This window comes from Micrococcus sp. H39-S4, from assembly GCF_027158145.1.
In the GTDB taxonomy this organism is placed as follows: domain Bacteria; phylum Actinomycetota; class Actinomycetes; order Actinomycetales; family Micrococcaceae; genus Micrococcus; species Micrococcus luteus.
This window is the reverse complement of the sequence record NZ_JAPVLT010000004.1, coordinates 1-20248: the sequence shown is the minus strand read 5'-3', so window position 1 is coordinate 20248 and position 20248 is coordinate 1. Positions and strand designations below refer to the sequence as shown.

17 protein-coding genes, 3 tRNA genes and 1 rRNA gene are annotated in these 20248 nt (G+C 75.2%); 8 read left to right on the top strand and 13 right to left on the bottom strand.

Features of this window, described 5'->3' with window-relative positions; all coding sequences use genetic code 11:
- Window positions 1-201 precede the first annotated feature (201 nt).
- Both O3T09_RS05175 and O3T09_RS05170 read right to left on the bottom strand, forming a co-directional pair.
- Window positions 202-1233 (bottom strand): LytR C-terminal domain-containing protein, encoded by a 1032-nt coding sequence (locus O3T09_RS05175; protein ID WP_136940008.1) that lies wholly within the window; start codon window positions 1231-1233, stop codon window positions 202-204.
- Between the two features lie 3 nt (window positions 1234-1236).
- Window positions 1237-1581, bottom strand: coding sequence for a DUF3263 domain-containing protein (locus tag O3T09_RS05170; RefSeq protein WP_240756375.1), 345 nt, complete (start codon window positions 1579-1581; stop codon window positions 1237-1239).
- A 36-nt stretch (window positions 1582-1617) separates the two neighbouring features.
- Here O3T09_RS05170 and O3T09_RS05165 point away from each other — a divergent pair, with 36 nt between their 5' ends.
- Complete coding sequence (locus O3T09_RS05165; protein ID WP_136940010.1) at window positions 1618-2295, top strand: uracil-DNA glycosylase; 678 nt, start codon at window positions 1618-1620, stop codon at window positions 2293-2295.
- Window positions 2296-2308: 13 nt separating this feature from the next.
- Here the strand turns inward: O3T09_RS05165 and O3T09_RS05160 are convergent, their stop codons facing one another.
- The 5 genes from O3T09_RS05160 to O3T09_RS05140 all read right to left on the bottom strand — a co-directional run bounded on the left by O3T09_RS05160 (window position 2309) and on the right by O3T09_RS05140 (window position 7471).
- Window positions 2309-4225: a threonine/serine ThrE exporter family protein gene (locus O3T09_RS05160; protein WP_136940027.1), complete on the bottom strand. Its 1917-nt coding sequence runs from the start codon at window positions 4223-4225 to the stop codon at window positions 2309-2311.
- 166 nt (window positions 4226-4391) lie between these two features.
- Window positions 4392-4465 (bottom strand) — tRNA-Val (locus O3T09_RS05155).
- A gap of 200 nt (window positions 4466-4665) precedes the next feature.
- Window positions 4666-6117 (bottom strand): S8 family peptidase, encoded by a 1452-nt coding sequence (locus O3T09_RS05150; protein ID WP_240756376.1) that lies wholly within the window; start codon window positions 6115-6117, stop codon window positions 4666-4668.
- A 276-nt stretch (window positions 6118-6393) separates the two neighbouring features.
- Window positions 6394-6470: transfer RNA gene (locus O3T09_RS05145), tRNA-Thr, on the bottom strand.
- A 128-nt stretch (window positions 6471-6598) separates the two neighbouring features.
- Window positions 6599-7471 (bottom strand): DsbA family protein, encoded by an 873-nt coding sequence (locus O3T09_RS05140; RefSeq protein ID WP_100058880.1) that lies wholly within the window; start codon window positions 7469-7471, stop codon window positions 6599-6601.
- 107 nt (window positions 7472-7578) lie between these two features.
- Here O3T09_RS05140 and O3T09_RS05135 point away from each other — a divergent pair, with 107 nt between their 5' ends.
- Window positions 7579-8880 (top strand): DUF4032 domain-containing protein, encoded by a 1302-nt coding sequence (locus O3T09_RS05135; RefSeq protein WP_100058879.1) that lies wholly within the window; start codon window positions 7579-7581, stop codon window positions 8878-8880.
- A gap of 13 nt (window positions 8881-8893) precedes the next feature.
- Here the strand turns inward: O3T09_RS05135 and treZ are convergent, their stop codons facing one another.
- The 4 genes from treZ to O3T09_RS05115 form a co-directional block, all read right to left on the bottom strand.
- The gene (gene treZ, locus O3T09_RS05130; RefSeq protein WP_136940011.1) at window positions 8894-10885 is read right to left on the bottom strand and encodes a malto-oligosyltrehalose trehalohydrolase; all 1992 of its coding nucleotides are present in this window, start codon (window positions 10883-10885) and stop codon (window positions 8894-8896) included.
- Window positions 10882-13362 carry a malto-oligosyltrehalose synthase gene (treY, locus tag O3T09_RS05125; protein WP_136940012.1) on the bottom strand — a complete coding sequence of 827 codons (2481 nt, stop codon included), beginning with the start codon at window positions 13360-13362 and terminating at the stop codon, window positions 10882-10884. The genes treZ and treY overlap by 4 nt, the downstream gene beginning before the upstream one ends.
- A gap of 61 nt (window positions 13363-13423) precedes the next feature.
- The gene (locus O3T09_RS05120) at window positions 13424-13882 is read right to left on the bottom strand and encodes a hypothetical protein (RefSeq protein ID WP_020625726.1); all 459 of its coding nucleotides are present in this window, start codon (window positions 13880-13882) and stop codon (window positions 13424-13426) included.
- A 58-nt stretch (window positions 13883-13940) separates the two neighbouring features.
- A complete protein-coding gene (locus O3T09_RS05115) occupies window positions 13941-14984 on the bottom strand; it encodes an aldo/keto reductase (RefSeq protein WP_269295414.1) in 1044 nt (347 codons plus the stop codon).
- A gap of 65 nt (window positions 14985-15049) precedes the next feature.
- On the opposite strand from O3T09_RS05115, the gene O3T09_RS05110 reads away from it, so the two are divergent.
- The 5 genes from O3T09_RS05110 (at window position 15050) to O3T09_RS05090 (ending at window position 19310) form a co-directional block, all read left to right on the top strand.
- Window positions 15050-15952, top strand: a complete 903-nt coding sequence (locus O3T09_RS05110) for a fumarylacetoacetate hydrolase family protein (RefSeq protein ID WP_020625724.1) — start codon at window positions 15050-15052, stop codon at window positions 15950-15952.
- Complete coding sequence (locus O3T09_RS05105) at window positions 15939-16679, top strand: NADPH-dependent F420 reductase (RefSeq protein ID WP_020625723.1); 741 nt, start codon at window positions 15939-15941, stop codon at window positions 16677-16679. The genes O3T09_RS05110 and O3T09_RS05105 overlap by 14 nt, the downstream gene beginning before the upstream one ends.
- A 61-nt stretch (window positions 16680-16740) precedes the next feature.
- Window positions 16741-18300, top strand: a complete 1560-nt coding sequence (locus tag O3T09_RS05100) for a DUF5129 domain-containing protein (protein ID WP_020625722.1) — start codon at window positions 16741-16743, stop codon at window positions 18298-18300.
- Window positions 18301-18392: 92 nt separating this feature from the next.
- Window positions 18393-18890, top strand: a complete 498-nt coding sequence (locus tag O3T09_RS05095) for a carboxymuconolactone decarboxylase family protein (RefSeq protein WP_020625721.1) — start codon at window positions 18393-18395, stop codon at window positions 18888-18890.
- Window positions 18891-18947: 57 nt separating this feature from the next.
- The gene (locus tag O3T09_RS05090; RefSeq protein ID WP_020625720.1) at window positions 18948-19310 is read left to right on the top strand and encodes a GNAT family N-acetyltransferase; all 363 of its coding nucleotides are present in this window, start codon (window positions 18948-18950) and stop codon (window positions 19308-19310) included.
- Window positions 19311-19375: 65 nt separating this feature from the next.
- Here O3T09_RS05090 and O3T09_RS05085 read toward each other — a convergent pair.
- Window positions 19376-19452, bottom strand: a tRNA-Pro gene (locus O3T09_RS05085).
- Window positions 19453-19583: 131 nt separating this feature from the next.
- On the opposite strand from O3T09_RS05085, the gene O3T09_RS05080 reads away from it, so the two are divergent.
- Window positions 19584-20012 (top strand): hypothetical protein, encoded by a 429-nt coding sequence (locus O3T09_RS05080; protein WP_119217533.1) that lies wholly within the window; start codon window positions 19584-19586, stop codon window positions 20010-20012.
- Window positions 20013-20150: 138 nt separating this feature from the next.
- On the opposite strand, the gene rrf is transcribed toward O3T09_RS05080, so the two are convergent.
- Window positions 20151-20248 (bottom strand): 5S ribosomal RNA (gene rrf / locus O3T09_RS05075); the annotation flags it as partial.

Here is a 20248-nt window from a genome sequence, read left to right as displayed (position 1 = left end):
CGACCGGGGTACGGCTGGCAGTCGCGCCTTCGGAGTGCTAACCCCATTATGAGCACTCGCACCGGGAGAGTGCAAAGGGTCCGCGGTGCGGGAGCCCGCTCTTCCGCGGACGGCGGACGGCCCCCGGCAGAACGCCTCGGGAGGCGCCCCGCCGGGGGGCCGGGAAGGGTGCGCGTCCGGCACGGCCGCACGGCGGGCGGGTCAGCCGGTGACGACCACCGCGACGCCGTTCACCTGCAGGTTCGGGGTCTGCATGACCGGGAAGCCGAGCTCCTTGCCGACCGCCTCGGCGGCGGCCTTGTTGGCCGAGCCGTTGTACAGGACGGTGGAGGACTGGATGCCGTAGCCGCTCCAGTTCTTCGCGTCCACCGAGGTGTAGCCGGCGCTCGTGAGCCGCTGCGCGTAGGAGGCGGCGAGGCCCTGGGTACGGGTCGCGTTGTACACGGTGACGTGGGTGCCGCGCACGGCCGCGGACTGCGCGGCCGCACGAGAGCTCGACGCGGCCGCGGACTGCGAGCGCGAGGCGTCCGCCGCGGCGGCCGAACGGGACGCGGCGGCGCGCGAGGACTCCGCCGCCTGGGCGGCCGAACGGGACGCGGCGGCGCGCGAGGACTCCGCCGCCTGGGCGGCCGAACGGGACGCGGCGGCGCGCGAGGACTCCGCCGCCTGGGCGGCCGCCGCCGACCGAGACGCCTCTGCGGACTGCGCGGCGGCCTCGGAACGCGAGGCCTCCGCCGCCTGTGCCGCGGCGGCGGCACGGGACGACTCGGCGGCCTCGGCGGCCTCGGCGGCGGCTCGGGAGGACTCGGCGGCCTCGGCGGCGGCCGCCTCCTGCGCCGCCCGCGAGGACTCGGCCGCGGCCGCGGAACGGGACGCCTCCGCCGTGTCCTCGGACGGGGTGGCGGACTCGGTCGCGGATGCAGTCGACGCCGACGCGGAGGACGCCGAGGAGGACTCGGACGACGTCGACGGCGACGGCGACGGCTCGACCGCCGGGGCCGTCGTCGAGCTCTCGGCGGCGACGGGCTCGGAGCGGTCGCCGGTGAGCCACGGCAGGACGACGCCCACGAACAGGCCGGCGAGCAGGACGAGGCCGGCCACCCAGAGCAGCGGGCTCAGGCGGCGACCCCCGCCCGCGGCGGTCGCGCCGGCAGCGGCGAAGGACTCGCGGTGCGCGCCGCGCTGGTCCGTGTACTCGGGGACCTCGTCGAAGCGGTCGGGCTGGTAGGCCATGGGTCAGTTCTCCTGGCGGGAAGCGGGCGTGGACGGCGCCGGATCCGCGGGTCCCCTCCGGGCCCGGCTGCGGGTGCCGCGCTTGCGCAGCAGCCGCGTGACCAGCAGGGGTCGGTAGGCCAGGGCGGCCTCACGGTCCAGCAATCCGTTCAACACCTGATAATAGGCGGTCGGAGACAGCCCCAGACGCTCTCGGACGGCGTGGTCCTTGGCCCCGCCGTACCGCCAGGTGGCGGCCTCCAGGTCCAGGACCGCACGCTCCAGGTCCGTCAGCTCGTCCCGCCGTGGCCGCGCGTCGGCACCCTCGTCCGGGGCCGGATCGGGCGAGACGGGCGTGGGGTGGGACATGGCGGCCACTGTACCCACCCGGTCTACCCTCGGGGCATGGAGTTCATCGCGCCCCTGGATCCGGGCTGGGAGGCGGCCCTCGCCCCGCAGGCCGCCGCGTTCGAGCAGGTCGGCGAGCGGCTGCGGGCCCGCCGGGCGGCCGGAGAGCAGGTACTGCCGGCGCCGGAGCACATCCTGCGGGCGTTCCGTCAGCCGTTCGCGGACGTCCGCGTCCTCGTGCTGGGCCAGGACCCCTACCCGACGCCGGGCCATCCGATCGGCCTGAGCTTCGCGGTGGACCGCCACGTGCGGCCGCTGCCCCGCTCCCTGGCCAACATCCACCGGGAGCTGCACGACGACCTCGGCATCGCCCCGCCTGCCCACGGCGACCTCTCCGCGTGGACGGACCAGGGCGTGCTGCTGCTGAACCGCGCCCTCAGCGTGCGGGCCGGCGCACCCGGCAGCCACCGCGGCCTCGGCTGGGAGCAGATCACGGAGGCCGCGGTGCGGGCCCTCTGCGCGCGCGGCACCCCGCTCGTGGGGCTGCTGTGGGGAGCCGACGCGCGGCGCATGGCGCCGCTGCTGACGGCGGCGGGGGCCGGCGTCGTGGAGTCCCCGCATCCCTCGCCCCTGAGCGCCCACCGCGGGTTCTTCGGCTCCCGGCCGTTCAGCCGGGTGAACCGGCTCCTCGAGGCGGCCGGCGCGGAGCCGGTGGACTGGCGCCTGCCCGACTGAGCCGGGCCGCCGGTCAGCCGCGCTGGTGCATCACGAGCTCGGTGGGCAGCAGCGTGCCCATCCGGTCGGTGATCGGCTTGGCCAGGGTGTTGCCGAAGGCGACGCCGGCCGCGATCGCCACGACGATGACCGCGGCGTTGAAGAGTCCCTCGACGCCCAGCAGCGTGGCCCCGGTCTCCACGGTGAACCCGTAGACGGACCGGAACATGGTGAGTCCGGGAAGCAGGAACAGCATGGACGGCAGGACGATCACGAGCGCCGGGGCCGCGAGCCGCTGGGCCACCAGGCGGCCGAGGAACCCGACCGCCGCCGCGGCGACCGCGGGCACCAGCCGGTCGCTGACCCCGATCTGCTGCGCTGCCAGGTACGCGCCGAAGCCGGCCCCGGACACGAGACCGCAGGCCAGGATCTGGGGCCACCGCGACTGCTCCACCACCGCGTCCGCCATGCCCGCGGCCATCACGAGGCCCAGCAGCAGCAGCGGCGGATAGCTCAGCGTCCCCGCCTCGGCCAGGTCCAGCTGTTCGAATCCCACGAGATCCCCGATGCCCACGGCGATCATGATCCCGGCCATCACGCCGGCGAACACGAGCAGCGCGGAGAGGAAGCGGCCCGCGGCGGTCACCGGGAAGCCGTGGATGGCGTCCTGCACCGCGGTGACGAACCTCGCCGTGGGCAGGAGCATCATGATGCCGCCGGCGATCACCAGCGCCGGGTTGACCGGCAGGTCGAGGGCGTGGGCCATCAGCGCGATCACCGTGGCCGTGATCGCCCCGAACATCGTGGAGAAGATCTCCGGGAAGCGCGCCTTGTCCGCCTGGACCTTGAGCCAGAAGACCAGCCAGGTGGAGACCATGCCCAGGGCCGCGCCCGTCCAGGTCCCGCCGATGAACGGCACGAAGCAGGCCACGAACACGCCGGAGAAGAGGACCTCGAAGACGGCGGGGAACGGCTTGGGCTGATGCCGGATCTCCACGAGCCGGCGCTGGGCCTCGGCCCGGTCCACCTCGCCCGCGGCGATCTCCTCGACGAGCCGGTGGACGGCCACGAGCCCCTCGAAGTTCACCGAGGACGAGCGGACCACCCGCTGGAGGGTGAACGGGGCCTCGCCGCGTGAGGAGTCGGGCGCGTAGTTCAGGGAGATGGACTGGTTGGTCAGGTCCACCTCGGTCTCGAGGATCCCGTAGGCCTGCGTGGCCACGATGATCGAGGTCTCCACGTCCAGCGAGGCCGCGCCGAAGCTGAACATCGTCTCGCCCAGCTTGAGCGCGAAGTCCAGGGTCGTGCGGGCCTCAAGGGCCTGCGCCTCCGCGCGGCGCTGCTGCAGCGTGGAGCGCATGCGGCGCCCGTACGGCGAGGAGTGAAGGCGGTCGGCCAGCACGAGCGCCTGCGTCGGCAGGTTCTCGACGAAGACCTCGCGGGAGCGCCGGCCGCGCCGACGCCCGCGCTTCTCGGCCGGGCCCACGGGGACCACCGGGTCCGGGACGGTGACGTCCGGCTCGGGGATCATCTCCGGGGCGGGCAGGGCGCCGTCGGCCTCCGCGGGCGCCAGGACGGAGGTGGGCACCTGCTCGGACAGCGGCGGCTCGGTCAGGGGCGCGTCCGCGGCCGGTTCCGGCAGCGTCTCCGCCTCCGGCTCTGCCGGCTCCTCCGGCTCCGGCTCCGGCTCCGGGACCGGATCGGCGGCGGCGGGGCGGACCACGGGCGGCAGCGGCTCCGTCGGCTCGACGGCGACCGCGGCCGGGTGGGCGGACTCCGCCGGGTCAAGGTCGAGCAGGCCGGGGTCCTCCGGGTCGAGTGCGAGGTCGCCGGCAGCCGCGGCATCCTCGGCGCCGGCCGGGCGCAGCACGGGGATGAGCGTGGGGACGGCCGGGGGCTCCGCGATGCGGGGGTCGAACCGCGCCGGCTCCTGGGTGCCCTCCTGCTCCATGCGGCTCACCCTCTCCTTCCGTGTGCGGGCGCTGGACGCGCCACGGCGGTGGGCCGAGCCCCGCCGACGCGTCCATCCAACCACGCCGGCACCTCCCCCGCCGGGGCCGTCGGCACCGCGGCCCGGGGACGCGAAAGGGCCCTCCCGGAGGAGGGCCCTGCTGCGGTGGATCTTACTGGACTCGAACCAGCGACCTCTCGCGTGTGAAGCGAACGCTCTAACCAACTGAGCTAAAGATCCGGGCGTCGCCCCATGGGGGTGACAACTCGAAAAACGATACCTCAGGCGGCGCCGCCTGTCCACCCGGGCGACGGCCACCCCGCGCACGGCGGAGCGGCCATCGAGAGCCGACGAGCACGTCAGGCGTCGGTCAGCGTGGCGCCGGGCTCGAAACCGCCCTGGGCGACCAACGAGGTCCCGGCGCCCGGGGCGGGCTCCGGTCAGGAGCTGCCACCGAGGGAGGAGACCGCCCTGGCGGCGTCCGCCAGGCCGGCGCCGCAGCCCGCGGAGCAGGACACGGGCATGGACCGGGCCGTGGACCTGAGGGTGGACTCGACCTGGGCCGGGGTGAGGCTCGGCCGCTCGGCCAGCAGCAGGGCGGCCAGGCCCGCGACGTGCGGGGTGGCCATCGAGGTGCCGTTGTAGGCGGCGTGGCCGGCCGTCGTCGGGGTGGTGGCGCCGTTGTTCACGGTCGAGATGATGTTCGCGCCCGGGGCGGTCACGTCCACGGCGGAGCCGTAGTTCGAGAACGAGGCGCGGGCGCCCTGCGAGGTGGAGGCGGCCACCACGATGGTGTTCCGGCAGTTGGCCGGGCGCACGTTGGCGGCGGGCTGGTTCTCGTTGCCCGCCGCCACGACGACGGGCACGCCGCGGGAGACGGCCGCGTTGATCGCGTTCTGGTAGGTGGTGCCGCACGTGCCGGAGCCGCCGAGGGACATGTTGATGACGTCCGCCGGGTTCGGGTTGGCCGGCACGCCCGCCACGGTGCCGCCGGCGGCCCACACGACCGCGTCGGCGATGTCGGACAGCGAACCGCCGCACTTGCCGAGCACGCGGATGGGCTGGATCTTCGCGTTCGGGGCCACGCCGACGACGCCCCGGGAGTCGGCCACGGCCGCGACGGTGCCCGCCACGTGGGTGCCGTGCCACGAGGAGTCGGAGGCACCGGCGGTGCCGCACTCGCCGGCGGCGTACCAGTCGCCCTCGTCGCGCGGATTGGAGTCGCGGCCGCCGCCGTCACGTGCCGCCGCGCTGTTGGAGATGAAGTCGTAGCCGGGCACCACGTTGCGGTCGAGATCCGGGTGGGAGGTGATGCCGGTGTCGATGACGGCCACGGTCGCACCGGAGCCCGTCGTGCGGTCCCACGCCCCCGGGACCCGCATGCCGTGGGTGCCGGTGAAGCCCCACTGCTGCGAGTAGAGGGCGTCCACGGGGCTCAGGCCGGTGGCGGTGAGGATGGCGTCCGGCTCCACGGCCTCGACCGCCCCGGAGGCCTTCAGGTCGGCCATGAACTTCGCGGACTCGGCCTGATCCAGCTTGCGGTCCGCCTTGACCACGCGGGAGCCGAGCGCGGTCTCACGCAGCTCCTTCACGGAGACGCCGGCCTCCTTCGCGGCCTTGCCCCAGGCGTTGGCTCGGCCCTTCGCGTGGGCGTTGGCGGCGGTCTCCTTGTAGGTGACGATGAAGGAGTCGTAGCCGTCGGCGTTCGGGTCCTCCACCTGCGCCGCCGCCAGGGGCGAGGCGGCGGTCGGGCTGGCTGCCGGTGCGGCGGGGGCGCCGCCGGAGGGGGCCGCGAGCGCGGGGGACGAGGTCAAGGTCCCGCCGGCGAGGACGGCGCCGGCCACGAGGGCGCCGATGCGGCGGCGGGTGCTGCGGGGTGTGGAGGACTGCACGGGATCTCCTGGGAGTTCGGGGCCACCGGGTGCGGGTGCCCGAGGGGCTCGGGCCGGGGTGACTGAGATCACGGTAAGGTCACGATTCCGTCACGACGAGGCCGCGGGCCGAAGTCTGGCGGATGGTCGAGGCATCTCTGGCGGATCCGCCAGCCGTACCTGGCGGATGGCCGCAGACCCGCACAGCGGCGCCCCAGCTTCGGCCCGCGCCGGACACGACGACGGCGCCGCGCCCTCCCGGCGGAGGTGCGCGGCGCCGTCGGGCCCGCGGTGGGGTGGAGCCCCCTGCCGGATTCGAACCGGCGACCTGCTGTTTACAAGGCAGCTGCTCTGGCCAGCTGAGCTAAGGAGGCCTGCGGCCGGCGCCCGGGGCGCCGCGGCCGGCCCTTCCAGCGTACAAGGCCCGGGCGGACGGCGCGGGGCGCCCCCTGCGTGGGGACGCCCCGCGGACCTCGGCGACGGGTCAGCCGGGTCAGCCGGGTCAGCCGGCGATCTTGGCGCCCGCCCAATCGGTGAAGGTCTTGTCCTCGCCGTCGAGGGCCCAGTTCTTCCCGTCCACGAACACGGTGGGGGTGCCGGCCACGCCGGCGACGCGCGCCTGGCGGGTGGTGTGCTCGACCGCGGAGCGGAACGTGCCGTCCTCGACGCAGGAGGCGATGTCCGCGCCGTGCTCCTGCGCGAGCTGCGTGATCGCCGCGTTGTCCAGGCCCTTGCCCTGGTGCTCGTCGTAGGTGGCGAACAGGGCGGCCACGAAGCCGTTGTAGGCCTCGGGCTTCTGGTCCGCCACGCAGTACGCGGCGTTGGCGGCGCGGGCCGAGTAGTTCTGGTTGTTCGGGGCGCTCAGGTAGTCCACCATCCGGTACTCGACCGTAACCTCGCCCTGCTCGAGCCACTGCTCGATCTGGTCCCCGTTGGTGGACTCGAAGTCCGCGCAGTGCACGCAGTTGAAGTCCGCGTAGAGCACGATCCGCGTCGGCTCGCCGTCCGCCCGGGGCTCGGTGTTCGGCAGGGTCTCGGGCTGAGAGCTCGCGGCCTGCTTCGGCACCTCGATCTTCGAGGGGTCGACCTCGCGTTCTCCCGCGCCCTCCGCCAGGGCCGTGGCCGAGGTCAACTCGATGCCGCCCTGCTCGTTCGCCACGGCGGGGATGGGGCCGGCGGCCGCGGCGTCGTCGCCGTTGCGGTTGAGCACGAACGCGACGACGAGGCCGATCACGAGCACCGCCGCGAGGACCGAGCCCCAGATGACGCCGGTGCGGCGGCGGCTGTCCTTCCTGCGCTGCTCCTCCTGGATCTGGCGGGCACGCGCACGAGCGTCCGTCGCCGAGGTGTGCGAGCCTGACGTGTTCCGGGCCAAGGGTCCTCCTCGTGGGGCAGTCGGTCCGGGTCGAGCACCGGAGCCGGCGGGCAGCGGGCGCGCCGCGCCAGGCGAGCATAGCGGCCCTGTCTGGAAGGATCGTGACCATGGACACCGTCGAGACCCCCTCCCCCGTCGATCGACTGACCATCACGGGCGCCCCGTCGGGGGACGCGACCGAGGACCCGGCGACGTCTCTGCTCGCCCTGCCCTGGGCGCTCCCCCTCGAGACGTGGCCGCGTGAGGTGCTGGCGGCCCTGCCACGCGGCATCTCCCGTCACGTGGTGCGCTTCGCCCGGATGGGCGGGGGCATCGTGGCGGTGAAGGAGACCACCGAAGAGCTCGCGTTCCACGAGTACCGGCTGCTGCGCCGGCTCGAGCGGAGCCCGGCGCCGTCGGTGGTGCCGGTGGCCGTGGTCACCGGACGCACGGAGGACGACGGCACGCCCCTGCCCGCCGCCCTCGTGACCAGGCACCTGCGCTTCTCCCTGCCGTACCGCGCCGTGTTCTCGGAGCGCCTCGAGCGCCGCACCCTCGTGCGCCTCATGGACGCACTGGCGACGCTGCTCGTGGAACTGCACCTCGAGGGGTTCTTCTGGGGTGACGTCTCCCTGTCCAACGTCCTGTTCCGGCGGGACGCGGGCGGGTTCGCCGCTCACCTGGTGGACGCCGAGACCGGCGAGCTGCGGGAGCGGCTGTCCAACGGCCAGCGCGAGCACGACCTGGACGTGGCCGCCGTGAACGTGGGCGGTGAGCTGCTGGACCTGCAGGCCAGCGGGCTGCTGGACCCGGAGGTGGACCCCGTCACCACGCCGGACCTGCTCGTGGCGTCCTACCGACGGCTGTGGGACGAGCTGACCGAGCCTCTGCTGTTCCCCCGCGCCGAGCCGTGGCGCCTGGACCGCCGCGTCCGCCGCCTGCAGGAGCTCGGGTTCGAGCTGGCCGAGTACTCACTGCGCGCCGCCGACGCTCCCGGGATGATGATCGCCCGGCCCGTCGAGATCCACGCGGGTTACCACCGCCGTCGGCTGACCCGCCTCACGGGACTCGAGGTCCAGGAGAACCAGGCCCGCCGGCTGCTCGTGGACATCGAGGCCGCCCGCCGGGAGTGGGACCCGTACATGGACATCGAGGCTGCGGCGCACCGCTGGGTGGTGGAGGTGTTCGACCCCGTGGTCCGCTCGGTGCCCCTTGAGCTGCGAGCCAAGCTCGAGCCCGCCGAGGTGATGCACCAGCTCCTCGAGCACCGCTGGTACCTCTCCGAGGCCCGCGGCCAGGCCGTGCCCCTGCAGGAGGCGGTGGACTCCTACGTGGACACGGTGCTGCGGGCCCGCCGCGACGAGGACGCGGTGGCACTGCACCCCACGACCACCATGCTGCGCGCCGTCCCGCCCGCGGACGCGGACTGAGCCCGGACGCGGCTCAGCGGCGCAGGAGCAGGAAGCCGGGGGCCGGGACCGCCGCCGGCACCGTGCCGGGGCCGAGCGGGCCGTCGTCGCCGTGGCCGGCGAGGAGCTCGGCCCGCGTCAGGTCCGCGGGCACGGGCAGCGGCTCCGCGCCGAGGGCGACGAGCAGGACGACGTCGGCGTCCTCGCCGGCGCGGGTGAGGCGCACGTGGCGCCGGGCCGCGTCCACCTCGGCCCGGACGCGGTCGCGGCGGGGGTCGGTGAGCTGGGGCAGCGTGCGGCGCAGGCCGATCAGGGTGCGGTAGGCGGCGAGCACGCGCGCTCCCCGACCGTGGCCGTCCGCGCCGCCCGCGGCCTCCGCCCAGTCCAGCACGGCCGCGTCCCGCGTGGCGGGGTCCTGCGGGTCGGGGACGTCGGCCGGGTCCCAGCCGTGGGCGGCGAACTCGCGGCGACGTCCCTGCCGGACGGCGTCCCCGAGCTCGGGCTCGCGGAACGAGGTGAAGAACGGCCACGGCGTCGAGGCCGCGAACTCCTCCCCCATGAAGAGCATCGGCACGTGCGGGCCGGTCAGCAGCAGGGCGGCCTCGGCCGCGAGCGCGCCCTCGGACAGGACGGCCGCTGTGCGGTCGCCGCCGGCGCGGTTGCCCACCTGATCATGGTTCTGGATGCTGGCCACCCACGCATGGTTGGGGATGGTGTCCGGCACGGGGCGCCCGTGGTCACGGCTGCGGAAGGTGGAGCGGGTGCCGTCGTGGAAGTAGGTGCGCTCCATGACCTTGGCCACCGCCTCCAGCGGGGCGAAGTCCGCGTAGTAGCCGTGGGTCTCCCCCGTGGCGGCCACGTGCAGGGCATGGTGGACGTCGTCGTTCCAGGCCGCGGCGAGGCCGAGCCCGCCGGCGTGGCGGGGCAACACCAGACGCGGGTCGTTGAGGTCGGACTCGGCCAGGAGGGGCACGGGTCGGCCGGCACGGGCCGCGATCCCGTCCGCGAGCGCGGCCATCTCCTCGAGCAGGTGCACGGCGCGGGCGTCCCGCAGGGCGTGCACCGCGTCGAGGCGCAGCCCGTCCACGCGCATCTCCTCGAGCCAGAAGCGGACGTTGTCCAGGACGAACCGGCGCACCTCGTCCGAGTCGGCGCCGTCCAGGTTCAGGCCGTCGCCCCAGCCGGTGCCGCCCTGACCCAGATACGGCCCGAACACCTGCAGGTAGTTGCCGGAGGGGCCCAGGTGGTTGTGCACGACGTCCTGGACCACGCCGAGGCCGGCGGCGTGGGCGGCGGCCACGAAGCGGCGGTAGGCGGCGGGGCCGCCGTAGGACTCGTCGACGGCGAACCACGCCACCCCGTCGTAGCCCCAGTTCCGCGGCCCGGAGAAGGAGTTCACGGGCAGCAGCTCGACGTGGGTGACCCCGAGGTCCGTCAGGTGCGGCAGGCGGGCGATGGCGGCGTCGAGGGTCCCCTCCGCCGTGAAGGTCCCCACGTGCAGCTCGTAGAGGACGGCGCCGCGCAGGCCGCCGCCCTGGGGCGCGGCCGGATCGGACTCCACCCCGGGCGGCCCGGCCCAGCCCTCGTCCGGCCACGCGAAGACGCGGCCGGCGACGTCGCGGCGGGAGGGCCCGTGGACCGTGTCGGGCTGGCGGCGGGAGCGGGGGTCCGGCACGGGGTCCGCCCCGTCCACGCGGTAGCCGTAGCCGGGGTCGGCCGGCGGCTGGGCGGCGTCGAGGCCGAGGGCGGCCAGCGGGTCCTCCGTGGGCGTCCACCAGCCTCCGGCGGCGGGGTCCATCGCCACGACGGCGGCGACGGGCCAGCGGTCCTCGGCGTCGTGCAGGGCGCCGGGCTCGGTGTCGACGAGGACGAGGTCGACGCTCTCGGCGTGCGGCGCCCACACGGCGTAGGGGATGGCGCGCGCGGCATCGACGGCGGCCCGCTCGGCCGCGGCGGGGTCCACGGGGTCGGAGCCGATCGGGTGCAGGCCCGGGGCGGGGGCGTCGGCCGGACGGGGCTCGGTCACGGGGCGGTCCTCTCTCGGCGGTCGGACGGGGCGTGCGCCGGGACGAGCAGCGCGACGGGCAGGGTGCTGAGCAGTTCGTCGAGGCGCACGGCGCCGCGCGCGTCCGGGTGGACGGGGTGGCCGGTGACGGCGTCCTCCCACCGCCCGGCCGGCACGGTCACGACGGTCTCGCCCCAGCCACCCGCGGCCGCGAGGCGGACGGGCCAGCGCGTGGCCACGGCGAGCGCCCCGCCCCGGTCGAACGCGATCGCGTGTTCGGCGGCGGGGCCGGAGACGTCGAGCGGGCGGTGGCCGGTGAACAGCTCGGGCCGGTCGCGGCGGGCGCGCAGCACGCCGGCCACGACGGCCAGCTTGGCGGCGGCGGGGTCGTCGAGGCCGGGCGTGTGGCCGGCGTCGAGGCGGTCCAGCAGGTCGGCCCGGGCCGCGAAGTCCACGGGGCGGCGGTTGTCCGGGTCCACGAGGGTGGGGAAGGGCACCTCCGTGCCCTGGTAGACGTCGGGGACGCCGGGGGCGGCGAGCTGGACGAGCTTGTGGCCGAGCTGGACCACGAGGCCGGGCTCGGCGATACGGTCCGCGACGGCCTGCAGCACGCCCCGCGCTGGCCCCTCGGGGGAGGTGACGGCGGCGGCGAGCGCGGCGAGCCGGGCCTCGAACTCGGGGTCCTGGTCCGTCCAGGTGGTGGCCAGGGCCGCCTCGCGGGAGGCCTTCTGCAGGAAGCCGAGGATCCGCTCCTCCTCCGGCGCGGTGCCGTCCGTGGGCCAGACGCCCACGATGGACTCCCAGAGCAGCCGCTCCGCGTCGGGGTGGCCGAGCGGGTGGAGGCGCCTCAGCTCCGCGAGCTCGGCGGCCCAGCGGTCGGGCTCCTCGGCGAGCACGGCGATGCGGGCGCGCACGTCCTCACCGCGCTTGGTGTCGTGGGTGCTCAGGGTGGTCATGGCCGTCGGCCAGGCGGCCTGGCGCGCCTGCTGGGCGGCGTGGAAGTCGGCCAGGGACAGGGCGACGTGGGAGGGGTCTCCGCCGACCTCGTTCAGATTGGCCCACCGCGTGTACCGGTAGAAGGACCGGTCCTCGACGCCCTTGGCCATCACCATGCCGGAGGTCTGCTGGAACCGGCGGGCCACGGGCGAGTCCGGGTCGGTCAGCTCGGGCCGCAGGTCACCGAGCACGTCGGCGAGGCCCGGCTCCGCCTCGGCCGCGTCCGCCAGCGCGCCCTCGAGCACGGCCAGGCCCACGGGCAGGTAGGTGCGGTACACGGGCAGGCGGGCGAGCACGGCGGCGAACGCGGCGGCCACGTCCTCGTCCGGGTGGGCGCCGAGGGCGTGCACGGCGCGGACCTCCCGGACCAGCCGGGCGGTCTCGGCCGCGAGGGAGCCGGTGGCCACGTCGTGCTTGGCCCGCACCACGGCCTCGCCCCACTCCCGACGACGGCGCGCGTCCTCGGCCGCATCGCCCGCGGCCTCGGGATGCATGAAGACGCGTTCGACCTCGCCGAGCGCGTCGTAGCCGGTGGTCCCGTCCACGGGCCAGTCAGCGGGCAGCGCCTCACCGGGCTCGAGGATCTTCTCCACCACGAGGTAGCCCTCCGGCAGGACGTGGGAGCGCAGGCGCCGCGCGTAGCCGGCCGGGTCCGCCAGGCCGTCCGGGTGGTCCACGCGCAGCCCGTCCACGAGCCCTTCGCGGACCCAGCGGGCGGGTTCGGCATGGACGACGTCGAAGACCTCGGGCTCCTCCACCCGGACGCCCGCGAGCGTGGTGACGGTGAAGAAGCGGCGGTAGTTCAGCTCGGCGTCGCCGCGGCGCCAGCCGACCAGCCGGTAGTGCTGGCGGTCGTGCACGGCGCGGGCCAGGCGGGCCTGCTCCGCGGTCGGCTCCTTCGCCGGGTCCGCCGACGCGAAGACCTCCGCGGTGCGCAGCCCGGTCTCCGTCTCGGCCGCCTCGAGCGATCCGGGGGCGAGGGGGTAGACGTTGTCCCAGTAGCGCAGACGGCCGCCCTCGGCGTCGACGACGAGACGGTCCAGTTCCGCGTCCGCGTCCCCGTCAGGGCCGTCTCCCAGCACGGGGATGAGCAGGGACCCGCCGCCGGCCGCCCAGTCCACGTCGAACCACGCCGCATGCGCCGCCTCGGGACCGTGGGTGAGCACGTCCCACCACGCCGGATTGGCCTGGGGCGTGGCCACGCCCACGTGGTTCGGCACGATGTCCACGAGCACGCCCATGCCCGCCTCGTGCGCGGCGCGCGCGACCATGTCCAGCCCCTCGGCCCCGCCGCGGGCGGCGTCCAGCCGGGTGGGGTCCACGACGTCGTACCCGTGGTCGGAGCCGGGCTCGGCCTCGAGCAGCGGCGAGAGGTAGAGCCAGTCCACGCCCAGGCGCCGCAGATAGGGCACGAGCCCGGCCACGGACTCCAGCGGCAGATCCGGGCTGACCTGGAGCCGGTAGGTGGACGCGGGGGCGGAACGGACGGTCGAGGTGCTCACGCGGCGACGCTAACAGAGGCCCCCGACGCGGCATCAGGCCCGACGGGCCGGGGCGGGAAGGTCACCGCGTCTCGACCGGACGGGCGAAGATGTCCTCCCCGACGACGGGCTCGCCCGAGGACTCCAGCAGGACCATCTCGTCGCGCAGCACGGTGCCGTCGGCCTGGGTCAGATCGGCCACGAAGCCGGGGCCGGACTGGCGGATGCGGTCCACCGCGGTGTAGCCGTACTTCGCCTCGAGGTTGCCGCGGAACGCGTCCAGACCCTGGACGTGCAGGACGGCGCCCGTCGCGCCGAGGGCGACGGCGGCCGCGAGCGCGACAGCCCCGACCCCGCGCTGGGTGCGGGTGTCCTCGAGGAGTCCGATCTCCGGGTTGCGGCCGTGGGTCGCGGCGAAGCGCCGGTGCCGCCGGGCACGCCACAGGCCGACGACCACGAGCGTGCCGCCGACCACGAGGGTCAGTGAGGCCAGCCAGTAGAGGATCCAGGGGGTCACGAGGTCGACGTTCGCAAAGTCCATGTCCCAGTGTGACACAGGCCTCACTCCGGCGGGAGGGCACGCGGCCGGTCGCGCCTCGTCAAGGCAGCGGCCGGCCCCGCGCCGCGGTCCACAGGCGGTGCCACTGCGCGGAGTCCATCGCCTCGGCCACGGAGGCCGCCTCGGCGCACGCGGCGACGCGCTCCGGGTCCTGGGTGCCGATCACGGGCCGCACGCCCCACGGCAGGCGCAGCAGCCAGGCGAGCACCACGGCCTCCCGGCTGACGCCCAGCTCCGCCGCGACCTCGCCGACGACGCCGGCCGCGCCGTCGTCGCCGGAGCTGAACCGACCCTGCCCCAGCGGACCCCAGGCCTGCAGCTCGATCCCCTCCGCGGCGCACACCGGGCCGAGGCGCCCGGCGTCGGCGTCCGCGGGGGCGTCCGGGTGGTTGGCGAGCACGACCGCCTCCACGAGGGTGCGGTGGTGCAGGCCGAGCTCGACCTGGACGCACGCCAGCCCGGTCCCGTCCGCCGCCTGGCTCTCGAGCTCGCGCTGGAACTCGAGGACGCGGCCCACGCCGAGGTTGGAGACGCCCAGCTTGCCGACCAGGCCCGCCTCCCGCGCGTCGAGGAAGGCGCGCACGGTGTCGGCCACGGGCGTGAGGACGTCGGGCCGGTGGATGATCAGGGTGTCCACGCGCTGCTCGCCGAGGCGGGACAGCGAGCCCTCCAGCGAGGCGCGCACGTGCTCGGGCGAGGAGTCGTAGCGGGTCAGACGCCGCCCGGCCGGGTCCGTCTCGTGCAGGACGATCCCGCACTTGGTCTGCACCTTCAGGGCGGAGCGCTCCTCGTAGGGCAGCTCGTGCAGCAGCCGGCCGACGGTCTCCTCGGAGCGGCCGGCCCCGTAGATGTCCGCGGTGTCCAGCAGGTCGACGCCGGCCTCGATCCCGGCGCGCAGGGCGCGGCGGGCACGCTCCACGGCCGCCCCGGCCTGCGCTGCGCCCGCGGGCCCCTCCGGCCCCGCCCCCGGATCGGCGTCCGGGGGCGGCGGGGGAACGGACCCCCAGGCCATGGTCCCGAGGACGATCGGGGTGGCCGGGGTCGGGTCGAGGTCGAGCGGCGGATGCGTGGAGGCTGTGCTCATGGCCTCACCGTCTCACGTCCGCCCGCCCCGGGTCCGGACCCGCCGCCCTGTGATGGGATGGGTCCATGAAGCTCGCCACGTTCCGCCAGCCCGACTCCGACGCCGCCTACCCCGGCGCCACGTTCGCCGCGGTCATCACCTCCGTGCACCCCGAGGACCCCGAGGTCGCCGTGCGCGCCGTCGCCCTGCCGGACTGTCGCGACGTCGGCGAGTACCTCACCGCCACGCCGGAGGAGCAGCGGGAGATGGTGGAGGGTGCCCTCCGCGCGGCGCAGGCCGACCGGTCCCTCCTGCTGGACACCTCCGGCCTCGTCTACGACACGCTCGTGCCCTTCCCCACCAAGGTGTTCTGCGTGGGCCTGAACTACACGAACCACATCGACGAGACGGGCCTGGATCGCCCCGAGCATCCGACGCTGTTCGCGAAGTTCCCGCAGTCCCTCACGGGTGCGCTGGACCCGATCGAGGTCCCCGAGGAGGACCACCGGGTCGACTACGAGGGCGAGCTGTGCATCGTGGTCGGGGAGCCGGGCCGACGCATCGCCGTCGAGGACGCCCCGGAGCACATCGCGGGCTACGCGGTGGCCAACGACATCTCCATGCGCGGCTTCCAGGGCCGCACCTCCGAGTGGCTGCAGGGCAAGGTGTGGGAGGCCTCGACGCCCGTGGGTCCGTGGCTGGTCACCCCGGAAGAGTTCCCGGCGGACGCGCGCGTCCTCACGCACGTCAACGGTGAGCTGCGTCAGGAGGACAGGGTCGCCGACGTCGTCTTCTCCCCCGCCGAGCTGGTCTCCTACGCCTCGCAGCTGATCACCCTGAACCCGGGTGACCTGATCCTGACCGGCACGCCCGCAGGGGTCGCCCTGGCCCGCCGGGACGCCGAGGGCCGCCGCCCGTGGCTGCGTCCCGACGACGTCGTCGAGGTGGAGATCACCGGGCTGGGACGCCAGCGCAATGAGCTCGTCTGAGGCGGCGCCGGCGGACGCCCTGCCCCGCGTCGTCGGCATCCTCGGTGCGGGGCGGGCGGGCACCGCGCTGGCACGTGCGATCGCGCGCATCCCCCGCCTCTCCCCGGGCACGGCCGCCCCGCGGGTGATGGTCGCGGGCACGCGGCGCCCCGCGGCGGTCCAGCGCCACCTGACGATCTACGCGCCCAAGGCCGTCGCCGTGTCGGCCGAGGACCTGGCGGCGGAGGCGGAGCTCGTCGTCGTGGCCGTGCCGCGCGAGGCGCTGGACGACGTCGACCCACTCGCCCTCGCCGGGCCGGCCACGCGCGCCGTGGTGGACCTGACCAACACGTGGGGGGACGAGCCGGTCCCGGCGTGGCTCGACGACGACGGCGCGCCCGGCTCCGTCCGGATCGCCGCGCGCTGGGCCGCCGCGGGGCTGTGCGTGCCCGTCGTGCGCGCGTTCTCGGAGATCTCGCACCACGACCTGGAGGATGCCGGGCGTGCCACGGCCCCGCGCCGCGCCCTCGCGGTGGGCACCGAGCGGACTGACGCGGCGCCCGAGCCGGCCGCGGTCGCCGCCGCGCGCGACACGGTGGTCGCCCTCGTCACCGCGATGGGCTTCGACGCGGTCCCCTACACGGGCCTCGACCGGGCCGGGGTCCTCGAGCCGGGGGCGGCGGGGTTCGGCACCGCGCACGACGCCGGCCGGCTCGCCGCGCTGCTCGCCGACGCGCCCACCGGCTGAGGCGCCACCCGCCCGGCGGTACCTAGGCTGGGCGGGACCGCCGACCCGTCCAGGAGGCCCCGTGACCCGTCCGCCGCACCGCATCGCCCGCCGCACGCTCACCGCGGTCGCCCTGTCCGCCGCCGCCCTCACCGGACCGGCGGCGTCCGCCACCGTCGTCGCCCTGCCGGTCACGGCGGGGGTGACGGGCGCCGTCGTCGCCGCCGCGCCGCAGGCCCACGCCGTGGCCTGGGACCAGGTGGAGCTCGTGGATGACGCGGGCGTGATCGACCCCGCCCAGCTGCGCCGAGACCTGGCGGGGATCGAGTTCCGGGAGCCGACCCGCGTCGCCGTGGTCACCGAGCGCGGCCCGGACCTGTCCGCGCTGGACGACGACCGCGCGTCTCAGGCGTTCAACGGGCGGGTGCTCGAGCGGGCTCGCGCCGAGTACCCGGACTGGATCAGCGCGGACGGCCAGAAATGGGCCGACGACCTCGTGATCGTGGCGCTCGACCCGGACAACCGGTTGATCGGGGTGTACGTGGGCCAGGACCGGATGCTCAGCACGGACCGGCTGCGGGAGGTGCGCGAGGCCGGACACGAGGCGGCCCGTGCGGCCCGGTGGACGGACACGGTCGTGGATGTGACGGACGCCGCCGCCGAGCTGATCGGGCGCCCCTGGTGGCAGGCTCCCGAACTGTGGTTCGGCGCGGGGATCGTCGGTGTGGCGGGCGGCGGCGCCGCGGCCGCGGCACTCGCGAGCCGACGGCGTCGCCGCCGCCGGACGGCCGACCTGCTGGCCGAGGCCCGCACCCACCTGACCTCCGTCACCCTGGAGATGGACGCCACCGAGGTGAACGCGTCCACGGTGCCCGAGGACTCGCCCCACGCGGCCGCGCTGATGGAGCGCTTCCGCAACTTCCGGCGCCAGACGCTCGACGCGTCGGCGGAGCTGGACCGCCTCGAGGCCCTGCCGGAGCGCAGCCTGCATCGCACGGAGCATGCCCGGGCCGCGGAGGACGTCCGGGACCGCGCCCGTGAGCTCGACCGCCTCGACGACGCCGTGGCCGCGGCGAACACCTTCCTCAACCGCCACCCGGGGTGGCCGGCGGCGTGGGACCAGCAGACCGCCCCGCTGCGGGCCGACCTGGACGCCGTCGGCACGCTGGCCTCCTCCGTCGGCTCCGCCGGACCCGTCCGGTCCGCGGTCGCCGCGCTGGAGTCCTTCCGCACCGAGGCCCAGGACCGGCTCGAGGCGCTGGGTGCGGACCTGCAGGACGAGCGCCTGACCCCGGCCGCGGCGTTGGACGAGCTGGACGCGCTGCGGCGTCGCCTGACCGGGCTCGTCTCCGCCCTCGCCGACGCCGAGGTGGCGGCCTTCGGCAAGGACGAGGCCGAGCGTGAGCTGCTGCGCGACGAGCTGCGCTCGCACCGTGGCCCGGCCCGGTCCGGGCGCGGCTCGATCCTGGACTCCGCGCTGCCGGCGGATGCCTACTGGACGGTGGTGGCCTTCACCACGGGCCACCAGGCCGGCGAGCGGTCCGTCCAGGACCACCGCCAGGCGCAGTCCAGCTCCTCCGGGACCGGCTACGGATCCTCGGGCGGCTCGTTCTCCGGGGCGGGCTCGTCCGGCCGATTCTGAGCCGGTCGGGGCCGGATCTGAGCCGGAAGCCCGTCCGGGCCGGGCACCCGGTCCCTGGCCCACCGCCCCGTTCTGCGAGACATTGAAGGACCATGACCGCCGCTGACACCCCCGCACCCCGCCAGGACCCCCTCGCGTTCTTCCTCGACAAGGCCGTGCCCGAGGCGTGGCACGCGGTCGGACCGCTGGCCTCGGCCGCGCGCGGTGCCGCCGAGCAGGCCGGGCTGGACCGGCAGCTCGTGGAGCTTGTGAACCTCCGGGTCTCCCAGCTCAACGGCTGCGTGTTCTGCCTGGACCGGCACACCCGCCAGGGCGCCGACGCCGGTCTGAGCGTGCAGCGCCTGGGGCTGCTGCCGGCGTGGCGTGAGGCCGAGGCCGTGTACTCGGAGCAGGAGCGCGCCGCACTCGAGCTCGCCGAGGCGGTCACGGACCTCCCCGAGCAGGAGCAGCTGAACTACGTGCAGGCCTCCACGGCCGCCGCGCTCACGGACGCCCAGTCCGCGGCCGTGCAGTGGGTCGCGATGGTGATGAACCTGACGAACCGCATCTCGATCCTGTCTCACCACCCCGTGCGGCGCCGGGACGGCTGACCCCTTCCCCGTCGCCGGCCCGGCGGCGGGGTCCACCCAGGAACGAGAGGACCGACCATGACCGAGCAGACCCCCAGCCTGGAGCACCCGCAGGTCCGCAAGAACGGGGAGAGGTACGAGATCGTCGTCGATGACGCGGGCACGGTGGCCGGCTTCACGACGGCGATCGACGACGACACCGCCGACGGCCCGGCCCAGCGGATCTTCCCGCACACCAAGGTCGACCACGAGTACGAGGGCCGGGGCCTGGCCTCGACCCTCGTGCGCGAGGCGCTGAAGGACACCGTGGCCGCGGGCCGCCGGGTCGTCCCCGTCTGCCCGTACGTGAAGGACTGGGTGGACGAACACGACGACGTGGCCGGCGAAGTGGACCCGGCGCGTCCCGAGCATCTCCGGTTCCTGGAGTCCCGCCAGGACTGACGCACCGCACCCGGTGAGCACCCGGAGACGAGAAGAGCCCCCGCCGATCCGGCGGGGGCTCTTTCTGGTCGGGGTGACAGGATTTGAACCTGCGGCCTCGTCGTCCCGAACGACGCGCGCTACCAAGCTGCGCCACACCCCGTTGGAGGTCTCAGACCTGAATCCAACAGAGAGCGACTATACCAGCCACACCGGGTGCCGCCAAACCGAGATGCGGGGCAGAATCTCACGCGTGAGACCTCTGCGCACCCCGCGAATCCGAGAGAGGCCGGCATGAGCTGGTGGCCGTTCCCGCGTTCCTCCGCGAGCCCCTCCCCCGACGACGACGGCGCCCCGGCCGCCGCCGAGCTCGAGGAGGCCGTGGCCGCCCTGCGACAGCTGTTGCGCGCGGAGCGGCACCGACTGCGCCCGGACAGCTGGGCCCTCGCGTGGGAGATGGTCGAGCACGCCGCCGAGTACGCGCCAGCCTGGACTCGCCTGCAGCGCACACGGCCCGTGGAGACCCAGGAGCTCGTGATCGCCCTCACCGGGCGCTTGGAGCCGCTGCTGCGCGACTTCCTCGCACTCCCCGACTCGGAGAAGCCGGCCCATGCCGACGCCGTGCACGCGCGCCTTCGGGAGCAGGGCACGGAGCACGGCCGGCTGCGCCGCCGACTCACCCGCGCGCTCACGGCACGACTGCGGGCCGGCGAGGAGCTCTGAGCGCCGCGGGGGGGGGGGGGGGAGGCACCCCGGAACGCAGAAAGCCCCGTGCAGATCGCACGGGGCCGCCCGGTGAATCCTCCCGGGAATGCGGGAAGGGCCTCGCACACAACGGTGCGAGGCCCTCCCTCAAAGAATGTCCGGCGGCGACCTACTCTCCCACAACCTCCCGGCTGCAGTACCATCGGCGCTGTGGGCCTTAGCTTCCGGGTTCGGAATGGAACCGGGCGTTTCCC

Bases quoted from the DNA above. Each gene is read 5' to 3' on its own strand.
- O3T09_RS05175 (WP_136940008.1), bottom strand. From the start codon at position 1,233: ATGGCCTACCAGCCCGACCGCTTCGACGAGGTCCCCGAGTACACGGAC.
- O3T09_RS05170 (WP_240756375.1), bottom strand. From the start codon at position 1,581: ATGTCCCACCCCACGCCCGTCTCGCCCGATCCGGCCCCGGACGAGGGT.
- O3T09_RS05165 (WP_136940010.1), top strand. From the start codon at position 1,618: ATGGAGTTCATCGCGCCCCTGGATCCGGGCTGGGAGGCGGCCCTCGCC.
- O3T09_RS05160 (WP_136940027.1), bottom strand. From the start codon at position 4,225: ATGGAGCAGGAGGGCACCCAGGAGCCGGCGCGGTTCGACCCCCGCATC.
- O3T09_RS05135 (WP_100058879.1), top strand. From the start codon at position 7,579: ATGGACACCGTCGAGACCCCCTCCCCCGTCGATCGACTGACCATCACG.
- O3T09_RS05120 (WP_020625726.1), bottom strand. From the start codon at position 13,882: ATGGACTTTGCGAACGTCGACCTCGTGACCCCCTGGATCCTCTACTGG.
- O3T09_RS05115 (WP_269295414.1), bottom strand. From the start codon at position 14,984: ATGAGCACAGCCTCCACGCATCCGCCGCTCGACCTCGACCCGACCCCG.
- O3T09_RS05110 (WP_020625724.1), top strand. From the start codon at position 15,050: ATGAAGCTCGCCACGTTCCGCCAGCCCGACTCCGACGCCGCCTACCCC.
- O3T09_RS05105 (WP_020625723.1), top strand. From the start codon at position 15,939: ATGAGCTCGTCTGAGGCGGCGCCGGCGGACGCCCTGCCCCGCGTCGTC.
- O3T09_RS05095 (WP_020625721.1), top strand. From the start codon at position 18,393: ATGACCGCCGCTGACACCCCCGCACCCCGCCAGGACCCCCTCGCGTTC.
- O3T09_RS05090 (WP_020625720.1), top strand. From the start codon at position 18,948: ATGACCGAGCAGACCCCCAGCCTGGAGCACCCGCAGGTCCGCAAGAAC.
- O3T09_RS05080 (WP_119217533.1), top strand. From the start codon at position 19,584: ATGAGCTGGTGGCCGTTCCCGCGTTCCTCCGCGAGCCCCTCCCCCGAC.